The sequence below is a fragment of the Rhizobium sp. AAP43 genome (genome assembly GCF_001296045.1).
GTDB lineage: Bacteria > Pseudomonadota > Alphaproteobacteria > Rhizobiales > Rhizobiaceae > Allorhizobium.
Window position 1 is genome coordinate 21,807 of the sequence record NZ_LJHS01000037.1, and the last position, 12,694, is coordinate 34,500.

Genomic DNA, 12,694 nt, shown 5'->3' on the forward strand with positions numbered 1-12,694 from the left:
ATGCAAACCACCCAGTAGAACGAAGCGATGACCGAACAGCCCTTCTGGAAGACCAAGACGCTCGCCGAAATGAGCAATGCCGAATGGGAAAGCCTCTGCGACGGCTGCGGGCTCTGTTGTCTCAACAAGCTCGAAGACTGGGACACCGGCGAAGTGGTCTTCACCTCGGTCGCCTGCAAGCTGCTCGACGGCGACAGCTGTCGTTGCTCCGACTATGAGAACCGCCAGGCCACCGTGCCCGACTGCATCCAGCTGACCCTGAAGGGCCTGCGCGAGATCCAGTGGCTGCCGCCGACCTGCGGCTATCGGCTGATCGACGAGGGTCTTGATCTCTACTGGTGGCACCCGCTCGTCTCCGGAAGCCCGGAGACCGTGCACCAGGCCGGGATTTCGGCGCGCGGACGGACGATTTCCGAAGAGGGCCTCGATGTCGAGGATCTGGAGAATTACGTGGTCGACTGGCCGATGCGGGTCGGGGAACAGGGCCGGAGCTGAAGCGCGGTCCGAGTGAAGCTTGGGCGGCAACGCCACCTCGCCCCCTCGTCCGGTCAGTGTCCGCGTCTGGGCGGCGGGGTCAGCACCTGCTCGACCTCGACCGCGAGATTGCTGCGGGCGGCATGGTCGAAATCGGCAAAGCCGAGATAGGCCGCATGCGACCAGGAAATGCGGCCACCGAGCACGGGCGCATCGATCGACGAAATCAGCCGGCCTTCCATTGCCACGTCAAAAGACACGAAGCGGCTGCCGCCAAGGACGGTTTCGGCGATATTGCTGATATGAATGCGTGGGGTGGCGGCCATGCCACATCTCCTCCGAATGTCGGGCAGAAAAACCCTTTTTATTTTGGAGTATATCCATAATCCTTCATGAGCTTACGTAAGGAAAGAGGGTGACCCTCACTTTTTAGAGGATTACGTTCAAAGGTTGTGGATGACGGTTAAAGGCCGTGTTGATGGCGGGCGCTTGAGCGCTCTGTCATCCCCAGATGGCCAGGACCAGCCATTGCTGGGCCTATCTGCCCGCATCACGGGAAAGCGCTGGACAGCCAGGGGCCTGGCGATTGCCTGGCGCTGACGTCCTCGCCCATACTCTCCGCCTCTGTCGCGCCCGCCGGCTCAGCCGGTTTTGACCGCGCCCGCGACGGCCATGAGGAGGTTTTACCGAATGCCAAAGCTGCTGGACATTGTGATGACCAACAGGATGCCGTCTGCGCAGCATTTTTACGTCTTTCAGCAGCCGGCCGTCTTTGCCACGGATGCGCCGGTCATGGCGACCTGCCTGTTTTCCAGCGAGCTGGGCAGCCTGTTCGACACGGGTGCCGTGCTGGTCTGCCAGATACAGGCGCAGATTTACCTCTCCATGCAGGTCGGCAAACCCGGATCCGGCGGGCCTTCCTTTTCCCGCCGCATGCTCTCAGCGGATGCGGGATCAAACCCGAACAATGCCGTGGAGGTGAACATCCTGCCGATGGGCCTGAAGATGCCGTATCACGACCCCTCGGTTCTTCCGGGCTGTTTCCGCATCCTCCTGCCTGACGCAAGCACTCCCGATATCGGCCTTCCCGACATCAGCCCGGATCAGGCGCTTTTCATCGGGCAGGGTCAAGGCATCGACCCGTTTGGCAGCCCCATTCTATCCAGCTTCGTCATGGCACAAGGCATGCGCCAGATTGAGTGCAAACCCTCGCAGCGCTTCTATGTGCGGGCGGGTGGCCCCCGGCGCATGCCCGGCGATGTAATCGATTTTGACGCCGAAGTGGGGGCAGCGGCCGAATGCGATTTCAGCGCGGGGGCAAGATCGGCCCGCGTCGATCTGGAGCCGGATGGACGCTGGACGACGCGGATGGAATGAGGTTCGGGGCGCAAAACCGCATTGCAGTTTTGCGCCCCGATCTGCCTCAGACTTTTACGTATTTGCGCCAGTCGTGCTCTTCCCGGAAGCCCAGGACATCGCGGGCCTTGGCGTTGGACAAGGGGGCGGCAAAGCCGTCGAGATCGCCAGTGATCGGCGTATTCGGCGCGTATTTCGCCAGGAATTCGCGGGTGGGCATGGTGGCGGTGATCGTGTCGTTGACGGCGTTGAAGACCTGGAAGCCGAGCCCGTCCTTTTCGACGCAGAGATGGACGATCTGGCCGAGATCGCGGGCGTCGATATAGGACCAGGCATTGCGCTTGCGGCATGGGGGATCGGCGAGATAGCCGGGAAACGCGGCATAATCTTCCGGCGCAATGACATTGCCGATCCTGAGGGCATAGACATCAATGCCGTAGCGCATGGCAAAGGCGCGCGCCGTCTTCTCATTGACCACCTTGGACAGGCCGTAGCTGTCCATCGGATCGGTGTCGTAATCCTCGGTCAGCGGGAATGCGTGGTAGTCCTTGTTCCCCTCGGCAAAGCAGACGCCATAGGTGGTTTCCGAGGAGGCGATGATGACCTTCTTGATACCGAGCTTGGCGGCGGCCTCGATGACATTATAGGTCGAGACGGTGTTTTCGATGAAGGTCTGGTTGTCAGGGTTCATCAGAATGCGCGGCACGGCGGCGAAATGCACGACCGCATCAACCGGCTTCGGGCCGCCCGCCTCTTCATAGCCGTCATAGCCGAAATGGCAGGACAGCGCATTGAACACCTGTGCGCCATCGGTGACATCGGCAAGGAGCGTATGCACGCCCTCGACATCCAGCACGGCGCGGTCGACATTCAGCACCGAGTGGCCTTCTCCCAGAAGATAAGGCACGACATGCCGCCCCGCCTTGCCGCTGCCGCCGGTAAACACGATCCGCTTGCCCATGATGATCCTCCCGCATGGATTGATGTTGTCGGATGACCAGATAGCGCGGATCGGCCAGGAGTGGTAGGGGACGGCTGATGTCGTGCTTGCGGGCATCCGGGTCTTGGGCGCAAGGCGCAGGACAGGCGAGAGGTCAGGCAAGGTCCTGTTTGCGCCCTCGTGTCGGTTTTGCGCCCGTCATCTTCGACCTTCGAACGTTGACACAGCTTGGCGGCGGGGTCCTATAGTCTTGGCCCCTCCCGAGTCCCCACTCCAACACTGAAAGCCCACCCCATTGGATAGCAGTCGGTCGACCGCCAAGGCGGCAGCATGGATGGTGACATCCGTGTTGCTTTTGCTCCTCATGTCCGTTTCCGGTCGCGTTGTCACCCGCGACATCAATGTCTTCCAGGCGATGGAAATGCGGTCCGTCATCGCCTTTTTCATGCTGCTGCCCCTGGTCTATCGCGAGGGCGGACTTCGGGCGATGCGCACCGAAATCCTGCCGCGGCATATCGGCCGCAACCTCGCCCACTATGTGGGGCAATATGCCTGGCTGATGGCGCTGACGATGATCCCGCTGGCGCAGGTCATCTCGATCGAGTTCACGGCGCCGATCTGGGCTGCCTTTCTGGCCGCCTTCTTCCTGAACGAGCGACTGACATGGCGAAAGGGCATCGTCATCCTGTTCGGCCTTGCCGGCGTTGCCTTCATCGTGCGCCCGGGCGTCGCCCCGCTCAATCCGGGGCATCTGATCGTGCTCGGTGCCGCCGTCGTCTTCGCGATCTCGTTCATCGCCACAAAGGCGCTGACCCGGCGTGACAGTGCGACCAAGATCATTTTCTGGATGCTCGTGGTGCAGTCGATCGTCGGTCTCGTGCCGGCCCTCAACGTCTGGACCTGGCCATCGGCCTCGACATGGCCCTTTATCGTCCTGCTCGCATTTTCCGGGTCATTTGCCCATTTCTGCATGGCGAAGGCGCTCTCCCATGCCGATGCGACCGTCGTGATGCCGATGGACTACCTGCGGGTGCCCCTGTCGGCCCTGATCGGCTATCTGCTCTACGCCGAGGCGATCGACGGCTTCACCGCCGCCGGCGCCGGCCTGATCCTGGTCGGCAATCTCTTCAACCTGCGGCGGCCGAATGCCGGGAAGATTGAACCGACGCCCACGTGACGGAGGGGCAGCCGGATGGGAGTGGCTGCTGCACGCAGGTTTAGCGGCAGGCAGCCGTTCTCGGGTCAAGGCTTGGCGTGGCCCGTCATTCCGCCATGTCAAGCCGGCCGGCTGAGGGCGTTACTCCGCCTGGCGCCTGACGATCAGCTTGTCGACGCGGCGGCCGTCCATGTCGACGACTTCGAAATGCCAGCCGTCGACGGAAAAGCTTTCGCCGAGCGATGGCAGGTGGCGCAGCGTTTCGATGACGAAGCCGGCGACGGTTTCGTAGTCGGGTTCGCGCTGGAAGGTGAGGCCGATTTCGTCGGCGAATTCGTCGATCGGCATCCAGCCGGAGACGAGCAAGGAGCCGTCGGCGCGGGAGACCATGGCGGGTTCGCCGGTTTCCTCGTCTTCGAGCACGCCGGTGATGGCTTCCAGCACGTCGCCGGAGGAGACCACGCCTTCGAAATGGCCGTATTCATCATAGACCAGCACCATGCGGGCGGGCGCCTTGCGCAGCTGCTCGATGACGGTGAGTGCGGAGGAGCGGTCCGAAACGACAGGGGCCTCGCGGGCCAGCGCCAGAAGATCGACCTCGCGGCCTTCCAGCCAGGCATCGAGCGCATCCTTGACGGCGACGACGCCGACGATCTCGTCCGATGTGCCATTGCGCAGCGGCAGGCGCGAGCGCTGGGTGTGGCGCAGCTGTTCGCGGATTTCGGCCGGATCATGCTCCAGATCGATCACCTCGACATCGCGGCGCGGCGTCATCAGGCCACGGGCGGTGCGGTCGGCCAGGCGCATGACGCCGGAGATCATGTCCTGTTCGCCCGCCTCGATGACGCCGGCGCTATGCGCCTCGGCAATCACAGTGCGGACTTCCTCATCGGTCATCTTTTCTTCCGACTGGCCGGACTGGCCCAGCAGCGCCAGCACCAGCTTGCCGGAGGCATTGAGCAGCCAGACCAGCGGCAGCGCGACGCGCGACAGCAGCGCCATGGCGGGCGCGACCTTGACGGCGACGGCTTCGGGGGCGCGCAGCGCAATCTGCTTGGGCACGAGTTCGCCGACGATCAACGAGAGATAGGTGATGGCCACAACGACCGAGCCGACGCCGAGACCGTTTGCGAGCGAGGCCGACAGGCCCTGCAGCTCCAGCCAGCCGGCCAGACGGCCGCCGAGCGTGGCGCCGGAAAAAGCGCCGGAGAGGACGCCGACCAGCGTGATGCCGATCTGCACGGTGGAGAGGAAACGGCCGGGATCCTGGGCAAGGCCGATGGCGATGGCGGCACCCCGGCTGCCCTGATCGGCGAGAATTCGAAGCCGCACCGGGCGCGAGGAGACGACCGCAAGCTCCGACATGGCAAGGATACCGTTCAGGAGCGTGAGGAAAACAACGATAGCAATTTCAGTAAACACTGTGGGTCCGTTTGATGGGTCGAAGCAACGCGCAGCTTCCCGCCGTGCACAGCCGGGAATGCCGATGAGCCGGCCGCTCCCGCGGGAGGTACGGCCCGAAAGATGATGGCGCCGCGATCCCGTCGATCTGCGACCAGTATAGGGGGAGCGGCGGGCCGGTGGCAAGGCTGCGACGGGACGTTGCAATGTCTGGGGTGTGAAACCGGTGTTTTTCAAGGCGTCTGGGGGGCGGGAACGGGGGTGCCGAGCTACCATCATGAATTGCATTTCCAGCAGATTCGCGCAATTTGTGCGCAGGGTGGCTTGCCTGATGACAAAGAACAGAGGCTGTCGCTGAGGCTTGAGAAGGATAGCACCAAGTGCTATAGTCGCGATGCGGGAGAGAGTGTTCAAAACGGCATGGTTCGACAAAGCCGCACGCAAGGCGGGCCTGTCCGACCGCATCTTGTTGGAGGCCATTCGCAATGTGGCTCTCGGACAGGCGGACGATCTGGGCGGCGGTGTCTTCAAGAAGCGGCTGAACGACAATCGCCACCGCGCAATCATTCTGGCGAAGGCCGATGCATTCTGGGTGTATACCTATATTTTCGCAAAGCAGGACCGTGCGAACATCGATGAGGGCGAATTGCAGGCTTTCCGCAAGCTTGCTGCGCTCTATCGGCAGAAGACCGCAACGGACCTCGAAGCCGAGCTTTTGACCGGCGCGCTGAAGGAGATCTGCCGTGACGAGCAGGGTTGAGTACAAGTCCGATGCCTTTGAGGCGATCCATAGCGCCGTGGAGGGCATGTTTCAGGCCGGCACCATCGACAAGCAGACGATGCGCAGCTTCGATCACAGCTGCCTTGCCATCCCACCTGACATGTCGCCTGCCGAGATCAAGGCGCTGCGGGAGGATAACCGCGTCAGCCAGCCAGTTTTTGCTCGCTACCTCAACACCAGCGAGTCGACCGTGCAGAAATGGGAGACGGGTGCGAAGCGGCCGAGCGGACCAGCGCTGAAGCTTTTGTCGCTCGTGCAGAAACACGGGATCGGCGTGCTCGCCTAATCCTAAGCTCACCCCCTCACCGCCTGCCCTCGTTCCCTCCGCTGGAACAGAACCGCCGTTCCCCGTGTTTCCCAGCCGGATCCGGCTCACTGCCGGACACTATGGAGGCGCGCGTGAAACTTGACGATTTTGCACAGAGGCAACCGGCATTCATTCTCGAAGAGTTCTTCACCGGGCCGATCCGGGGATGGGGCGTGACCATCGGGCGGCTGGGCGGGTTCCAGAACCGCTTCACCATCGATGCGCGCGGCGCGTTTGATGCGGAAGCCAATGTGCTGACGCTGAAAGAGGACTATTTCTTTGACGACGGCCATTCCGACAGCCTGAGCTGGACGATCCATAAACGCAGCGAGACCCGTTACGAGGGACGCGAGGCGCTGATTGACGGGGCCGCCGATGGCGAGCAGGCCGGATCGGCCTTTCGCTGGACCTATGCCCGCGACGTGCCGGCGGCGGACGGATCGAAGACCCGCTTCGGCTTTGAAGACTGGTTCATCCTGCATGACGAGAGCCATCTCTCCGTGCATGCTTCGCTGACCAAGCTCGGGATTGAGGTGGCAACGATCGAAGCCTTTTACGAGCGGCTGAAATGAGCGCGCGCAGGATCAGACGGCGCGTGCTCATCACCGGCGCCAGCATTGCCGGGACCACGCTTGCCTGGTGGCTGGAGCGCGCCGGTTTCGACGTCACGGTCGTCGAGCGCGCGCCGGAATTTCGCGATGGCGGCCAGAATATCGACGTGCGCGGCGCGGGACGCACCGTCTTGCAGAAGATGGGGCTGGAAGCAGCCGTGGCCGCATCCGGCACCGGCGAGACCGGCATCCGCTTCGTCGACGCAAACAACGAGACCGTGGCGACCTTCGACGTCGACGAGATGGGTGCGGACGGGCCAACGGCGGAGCTGGAAATCCTGCGTGGCGATCTGGCGCGGCTGCTGTTTGAAGCCTGCGGCGATCGCGTGGCGTTTCGCTTCGGCGACCGGATTGCGGCTGTCGACGACGGTCCTGACGATGCGGACGTGACCTTCGACAGCGGCCGGCGGGAACGTTTCGATCTCGTCGTGATCGCCGAGGGCGTCGGCTCCTCGACGCGGGAGCTGCTCTTTGCCGGGGAAAACGACCCGCGTTTCCTTGATGTGATCATGGGGTATTTCACCCTGGCCAAGGGCCCGACCGACGAGGACCATTGCCGGATTTTCACCGCCGGTGAAGGTCGCAGCATCTGGCTCCGGCCGGACAATCACGGCACGACACGGGCGATCCTTGTGGTGCAGAAGGCGCCGGAAGGCGAGGACAATCTGTCGCCCGAGGCGCAGAAGGCCTTTCTCACCACGCGCTTTGCCGATGCCGGATGGGAGGCTCAGCGGGTGCTGGAGGGGCTTTCGACCACGGAAGACCTCTATTTCGACGTGCTGCGGCAGGTGCGGCTCGATCACTGGTCTCGCGGCCATGTCGTGCTGACCGGAGATGCCGCCTGGTGCGCAACGCCAATTGCCGGCATCGGCACGACGCTTGCGATCATCGGCGCCTATGTGCTGGCTGGCGAACTGGCGACGAAGGCCGAGCTTGGCAGCGCGCTTCGCGCCTACGAAGACAGGATGCGGCCCGACGTGGAAAAGGGCCAGAACGTGCCGAAGGCCGGGCCAAAGTTCCTGCAGCCGCAGACCCGCTTCGGGGTCGCGCTGCAGCATGCGGTGCTGAAAGTGGCAGCACTGCCGGGCATCAAGCCTTTGCTGGCCAAGGCAATCGCGTCACGCTCGGATGATGTCGAGCTGCCGGATTATGCGGTGGAACGCGGATGATGCCGTGCTTGGGGTGCGTTTCCAGGTAGGCGGGCCGCCCCCTGCCCTTACCCTTCTGTTTGTCAGCAGCTTTGCGCCGCAAGCCGAAGGTTATCCCGCCTGCCCTTCCCTTCCCTGCCCTGCCTTGCCTGCGGCGAGTGGGCGCAGCTTGCGGGCGATGCATGACTTGACTGGTACGGTACAGTACCATACCAAATGCGCAACAAGGCTGGAACGGCTCAAGGGGGCGTGGATGGCTGTCGAGCATCGGACAAAGAAGGGCGAGGACCGCATTCGGGCGCTGAAGGAAGCGGCAACCGACATGTTTCTTGTCGAGGGCTATGAGGCGGTGTCCGTCGACGGGCTGATTGCGCGGGTCGGCGGGTCGAGACGCAATGTCTATGATCACTTCGGCGGCAAGGAGGGCTTGTTTGTCGAGGCGATCACGGCCCTTTGCGAGGAGCTGGGCGAACCGTTACGGCTGCTGCAGGTCGAGGGACGCGATCCGCAAAATGCCCTCACCCTCTTCGGGCGCAAGATCGTCGAGATCGCGCTTCAGCCACGCACCTTGGCGCTGCACCGGCTGATGATTGCCGAAGGCCGTCGCTTCCCCAGCCTTGCCCAGTCGATCTGGCATGCCGGCCACATGAATGCGCAACGCATTCTGACCGGCTGGATCGAGGATGGTCAAAAGGCGGGCCTGCTCCGCCCCGATATCGAGGCCGCACAACTGGCTGCCGACTTCATCAGCCTGACCACGGCCGATGTCCAGCTGAAGGCGTTGATCGGTCTCAAACTGCCCTCTCCATCGGACATCGACGCCATCGTCCGCCATGCCGTCTCCGTCTTTCTGATCGGCGCGTTTCAAACCTATCATGGATCCAAGAATGTCTAGAGTGAACTGGCTCTCCGTCCTCAACTGGCTGCTGGCCGCCTTCTTCGCCATTGGCGCCTTCGGCAACATGTTTGCCTCCGAAACCATTCTGGCCGACTATCAGCGCTGGGGTTATCCCGCCTGGTTCCACTGGGTGACGGGAGCGGTGGAACTTGCATCCAGCCTGATCCTCCTCACCCGCTTTCGCCTATGGGGCGCGGTTCTGGGAAGTTCCGTCATGGCGAGTGCCGTGGCGACGGTGGTTTATCATGGCGAATATGGCCATGCCGTGCCGCCGCTGGTCGTGCTTGGGCTCTGCCTGACGGCTGCCGCGCTATTTGCACGGCAAGGCAGGCGCTGAGCGAGGTGCGGCGGAGAGGATTGCCACCAGACCCGCCCTTGTAATTGCGCCCTTGTAATTGCGCCCCTGTGCTTGAGCCCCTTGTGCTTGCGCCCTTGTCCTTCAGCGCTGGCCCTAAGCCCTTGCCTTAAGCCCTTGTCTCGGCACAGCTTCGACCCCATGTCTCCCGGAGACAAAGGAGACACAGAATGGGACTTTTCGACGGTTTGCTGGGGCATGGATCGAGCGTCGATCCGGCTGATCTTGCCAAGCGCCTGGATGGAGTGCTGATCGAGGGTGAGGCCGTGGGGCTTGCCTTCAAGGTGATCCGCGACATTTTCGTCTTTACCAACAAACGGCTGATCCTGATTGACGTGCAGGGCATTACCGGCTCGAAGGTCGATTATACCTCCGTGCCCTACCGGTCGATCACCTGCTTTTCTGTCGAAACCGCCGGCACTTTCGATCTCGACAGCGAATTGAAGATCTGGATTTCCGGCACTGCGACGCCTGTGACCAAGACGCTGAAGAAGGGCACGGATGTGCGCGGTATCCAGCGGGCGCTCGCAGCAGCAGTTTTGAGGTAGAGGGGGCTGGCGTCCTGAGGTGAGGCCCTCAGGTGTCACCCGCCACCGTCCCCAGCGTTGACCGGCAACCTGTCCTTGGCTAACCGAAGTTCCCGGCGCAGTGTTTTCGCCTGCACGGTTCGCGGCTTCATGATGTAGCTGGAGCTGCAATCGGACGGGAACAGGGTCATGACCGCTGCCGAACCTGCGGCGGTCGATGCCGCTTCGGCTGGACTTGCGGTGGAGGCGCGGCGATTGAGGACCAAGAGATACTGGCCGGGTTCGAGGGTCTCGGCTACACCGCTGACGCCGGTTTCCCACGTCACATGCAGCTGTCGCGCAGCCGCCCCCCAGAGGATTTGTTCGGTGACGACATCAAAGGATGCCGAGGACATGATGCGCACGTCCTTGTGGCGTGGAAGAAACTCCGGACCCAGGGCGGCAAAGTCTTTCATCAACTCGACCTGCCGACGCTCCCTCTCGAAATCCCTGATCCCTTGATAGTTGGACACGGTACCGATCACCACCGCATCAGCCTTGAGGACCTTCTCTACGTTGATCATTTGAGGCATAGGATAGGCAAAAGCGACGCTCGCATGGCAGAACATCGCCAGCACGAATGACCCAATCTTTACATTTTTTCGCATTGGGTCACCCTGGGCAGCAGAGAAAGATGTTTCGGTCGCCACCCTAGACTAGGCATGGCCCAGGCGAACAATCAACTCAAGCGCGCATTAACATATCATCGCTCGCGCTTTTCCGTCAGTCGCTCCTGCATGGTCCGGGCCATGGCGAGCGACGTGAAGGCACGTCGCTCGTGTCTGCTTGTGGCGTCGGGTGGGATCAGCCTGTCTTTGCCAGGCGTTCGGCAAAGGCCTTGTAGCTGTGCAAGGGGCGGCCGAGGCGCTTCGTCAGGCGCTCGACGTCGCCGTCTTCCGGGATCATGCCGTCGCTGACGTAACGTTCGGCCATGAGGCGCATTTCATAGGCCATCCATTTCGGCATGAAGGAGGCCATCTGCGCTTCGAAGCCGGATGGGTCATCGCCGCCATAGGCGATGGGGCGGCCCAGCGCTTCGGTCCAGAGGGCGGCGAGGTCGTCGCCGGTCAAGGTGTCCGGCCCGACCAGATTGAGGGTCTCGCTTTGCAGATGCCCGTCTGCCTGATCGCGCCGCACCAGTTCGATCGCCGCCACTTCGGCAATGTCGCGGACATCGATCATCGCCACGCCCTTCGACCCGATCGGCATTGGATAGACGCCGTAATCGGCGATCACGTCGCGGATCATCACATCATTGTCGAGGAAATAGGCCGGGCGCAGGATCGTGGCGCTGAAGCCCATGGCCGCGATCATGCGCTCGGCACCGGATTTCACCGCGAAATGCGGCACGTTGACGAAGTGATCGGCGTGCAGAACCGAGAGATAGACGACGCGGTTGACGCCCTGTTCGCGGGCAATGTTGAGGGTGATCAGCGCCTGGGTGAACTCGTCACCGGCCACAGCATTGAGCAGGAAGAGCGTTGTGATGCCCTTGAAGGCCTGACGTAGGGAATCGATGTCGAGGAGATCGCCCTTGGAAACTTCGACCGCGGCTGGGAAATCGGCCTTGGCGGGATCGCGAACGAGGACGCGGACGGCAGCCTTGCGGGCGAGGAGCTGCTCGACGACGTGGCGGCCAACGCGGCCGGTGGCACCTGTAACGAGGATGGTCATTCTGTGTTCTCCGAAGTGCTGGATTGGTGTTGGTTGGTGTTGACGGCTTGACTATCGCTGACCCACAGGTGATCCAATAGACCGATAATTTGGACAGACCGTCTCACAGGTGGAACAATGGATCTGCTGGCGCTTGCCGATTTCGTCTCCGTTGCCCGGCATGGCGGCTTTGGCCGCGCCGCGCGCGCCACCGGGCGGCCGAAGGCGACCCTGTCGCGGCGGGTGGCCGAACTGGAGGCCAGCCTTGCGATCCGGCTGTTCGAGCGCGGGGCCAGGCGCCTCGCGTTGACCGAGGAAGGCCGGATGCTGCATCAGCGGGCCGGTGCGCTTTTGGCGGAAATCGACGAAACGGCGGCCGCGATCACCTCTGGCGGGCGGACACCGCGGGGGCGGCTGAAGATCAGCGCGCCCCTTCTCTTTTCGCAGACGGCGATGGGCAGGCTCGTCGCCGGATTTGCGCTGCGCTATCCGGAGGTCCGGCTGGAGGTGACCACCGAGGACCGCCCGGTGGACATGATCGAGGAGGGCTATGATCTGGTGATCCGGGTCAATCCGCCTGATGATGAGAGCCTGATCGGGCGCGTTTTCCTGCGTGACGGGCTCGTGGTCGTGGCGAGCCCCGCCCTGCCCCGCCCTGCCGAGGGCGCGCGCGTGCCGGTGGTGCTGCGCGGCGCGGCTGGCCAGGCCGGACAGTGGCGGATGATAACGGCGGACGGGCCTCTATCGCTGGCCATCGATCCGGTGCTCAGCCTGTCATCGATGACCATGGTGCGCGATGCAGCGCGGATGGGTGTGGGTGCGGCCAGGCTTCCCACCTCGCTGGTCGCCGGCGACATCGCGGCCGGCAATCTGGTTCTCTGGGGTGAGGTGGAGGGACCGGAAACCCGGCTCTGGGCACTCTATCCGTCGCGACGGCTGTTAAGCGCCCGTGTGTCTGCCTTTCTGGACTATCTGAAGGAGGCCTTTCCCGAAGGGCGTTCCGAGGAACTGGCGGCCTATATCGCCAAGGGCCAAGACTAGACGATGT

At 62.8% G+C, this 12,694-nt stretch carries 16 protein-coding genes; 11 read left to right on the top strand and 5 right to left on the bottom strand.

The window, feature by feature from the left end:
* Positions 1 to 27 precede the first annotated feature (27 nt).
* Positions 28 to 495 (top strand): YcgN family cysteine cluster protein, encoded by a 468-nt coding sequence (locus IP76_RS17695; RefSeq protein WP_054159561.1) that lies wholly within the window; start codon positions 28 to 30, stop codon positions 493 to 495.
* Between the two features lie 53 nt (positions 496 to 548).
* Here IP76_RS17695 and IP76_RS17700 read toward each other — a convergent pair whose 3' ends face one another.
* Positions 549 to 800: a hypothetical protein gene (locus IP76_RS17700; protein ID WP_054159562.1), complete on the bottom strand. Its 252-nt coding sequence runs from the start codon at positions 798 to 800 to the stop codon at positions 549 to 551.
* Positions 801 to 1,164: 364 nt separating this feature from the next.
* On the opposite strand from IP76_RS17700, the gene IP76_RS17705 reads away from it, so the two are divergent.
* Positions 1,165 to 1,851 carry a hypothetical protein gene (locus tag IP76_RS17705; protein ID WP_054159563.1) on the top strand — a complete coding sequence of 229 codons (687 nt, stop codon included), beginning with the start codon at positions 1,165 to 1,167 and terminating at the stop codon, positions 1,849 to 1,851.
* Positions 1,852 to 1,897: 46 nt separating this feature from the next.
* On the opposite strand, the gene IP76_RS17710 is transcribed toward IP76_RS17705, so the two are convergent.
* On the bottom strand, positions 1,898 to 2,791 hold the full coding sequence (locus IP76_RS17710) for an NAD(P)-dependent oxidoreductase (protein WP_054159564.1): 894 nt from the start codon (positions 2,789 to 2,791) through the stop codon (positions 1,898 to 1,900).
* A gap of 313 nt (positions 2,792 to 3,104) precedes the next feature.
* Here IP76_RS17710 and IP76_RS17715 point away from each other — a divergent pair, with 313 nt between their 5' ends.
* Positions 3,105 to 3,947, top strand: a complete 843-nt coding sequence (locus IP76_RS17715) for a DMT family transporter (protein WP_054159615.1) — start codon at positions 3,105 to 3,107, stop codon at positions 3,945 to 3,947.
* Between the two features lie 120 nt (positions 3,948 to 4,067).
* Here IP76_RS17715 and IP76_RS17720 read toward each other — a convergent pair whose 3' ends face one another.
* Positions 4,068 to 5,348 carry a hemolysin family protein gene (locus IP76_RS17720; RefSeq protein ID WP_054159565.1) on the bottom strand — a complete coding sequence of 427 codons (1,281 nt, stop codon included), beginning with the start codon at positions 5,346 to 5,348 and terminating at the stop codon, positions 4,068 to 4,070.
* 373 nt (positions 5,349 to 5,721) lie between these two features.
* On the opposite strand from IP76_RS17720, the gene IP76_RS17725 reads away from it, so the two are divergent.
* The 7 genes from IP76_RS17725 to IP76_RS17755 all read left to right on the top strand — a co-directional run bounded on the left by IP76_RS17725 (position 5,722) and on the right by IP76_RS17755 (position 9,975).
* On the top strand, positions 5,722 to 6,087 hold the full coding sequence (locus IP76_RS17725) for a type II toxin-antitoxin system RelE/ParE family toxin (protein WP_054159566.1): 366 nt from the start codon (positions 5,722 to 5,724) through the stop codon (positions 6,085 to 6,087).
* Positions 6,071 to 6,394, top strand: coding sequence for a DNA-binding transcriptional regulator (locus IP76_RS17730; protein ID WP_054159567.1), 324 nt, complete (start codon positions 6,071 to 6,073; stop codon positions 6,392 to 6,394). The genes IP76_RS17725 and IP76_RS17730 overlap by 17 nt, the downstream gene beginning before the upstream one ends.
* A 113-nt stretch (positions 6,395 to 6,507) precedes the next feature.
* On the top strand, positions 6,508 to 6,987 hold the full coding sequence (locus tag IP76_RS17735; RefSeq protein WP_082352601.1) for a DUF3833 family protein: 480 nt from the start codon (positions 6,508 to 6,510) through the stop codon (positions 6,985 to 6,987).
* The gene (locus IP76_RS17740) at positions 6,984 to 8,195 is read left to right on the top strand and encodes an FAD-dependent monooxygenase (protein ID WP_245281501.1); all 1,212 of its coding nucleotides are present in this window, start codon (positions 6,984 to 6,986) and stop codon (positions 8,193 to 8,195) included. The genes IP76_RS17735 and IP76_RS17740 overlap by 4 nt, the downstream gene beginning before the upstream one ends.
* A 232-nt stretch (positions 8,196 to 8,427) precedes the next feature.
* Positions 8,428 to 9,069 carry a TetR/AcrR family transcriptional regulator gene (locus IP76_RS17745; protein ID WP_054159569.1) on the top strand — a complete coding sequence of 214 codons (642 nt, stop codon included), beginning with the start codon at positions 8,428 to 8,430 and terminating at the stop codon, positions 9,067 to 9,069.
* Complete coding sequence (locus IP76_RS17750) at positions 9,062 to 9,409, top strand: DoxX family protein (protein ID WP_054159570.1); 348 nt, start codon at positions 9,062 to 9,064, stop codon at positions 9,407 to 9,409. Before IP76_RS17745 ends, IP76_RS17750 begins: the two co-directional genes overlap by 8 nt.
* Positions 9,410 to 9,597: 188 nt before the next feature.
* Positions 9,598 to 9,975 (top strand): PH domain-containing protein, encoded by a 378-nt coding sequence (locus tag IP76_RS17755; protein ID WP_054159571.1) that lies wholly within the window; start codon positions 9,598 to 9,600, stop codon positions 9,973 to 9,975.
* A 35-nt stretch (positions 9,976 to 10,010) separates the two neighbouring features.
* Here the strand turns inward: IP76_RS17755 and IP76_RS17760 are convergent, their stop codons facing one another.
* Positions 10,011 to 10,571 (bottom strand): hypothetical protein, encoded by a 561-nt coding sequence (locus IP76_RS17760; protein ID WP_156318627.1) that lies wholly within the window; start codon positions 10,569 to 10,571, stop codon positions 10,011 to 10,013.
* 226 nt (positions 10,572 to 10,797) lie between these two features.
* A complete protein-coding gene (locus tag IP76_RS17765) occupies positions 10,798 to 11,667 on the bottom strand; it encodes an SDR family oxidoreductase (RefSeq protein ID WP_054159573.1) in 870 nt (289 codons plus the stop codon).
* 117 nt (positions 11,668 to 11,784) lie between these two features.
* Here IP76_RS17765 and IP76_RS17770 point away from each other — a divergent pair, with 117 nt between their 5' ends.
* Positions 11,785 to 12,687 (top strand): LysR family transcriptional regulator, encoded by a 903-nt coding sequence (locus IP76_RS17770; protein WP_054159574.1) that lies wholly within the window; start codon positions 11,785 to 11,787, stop codon positions 12,685 to 12,687.
* Positions 12,688 to 12,694: the final 7 nt, after the last annotated feature.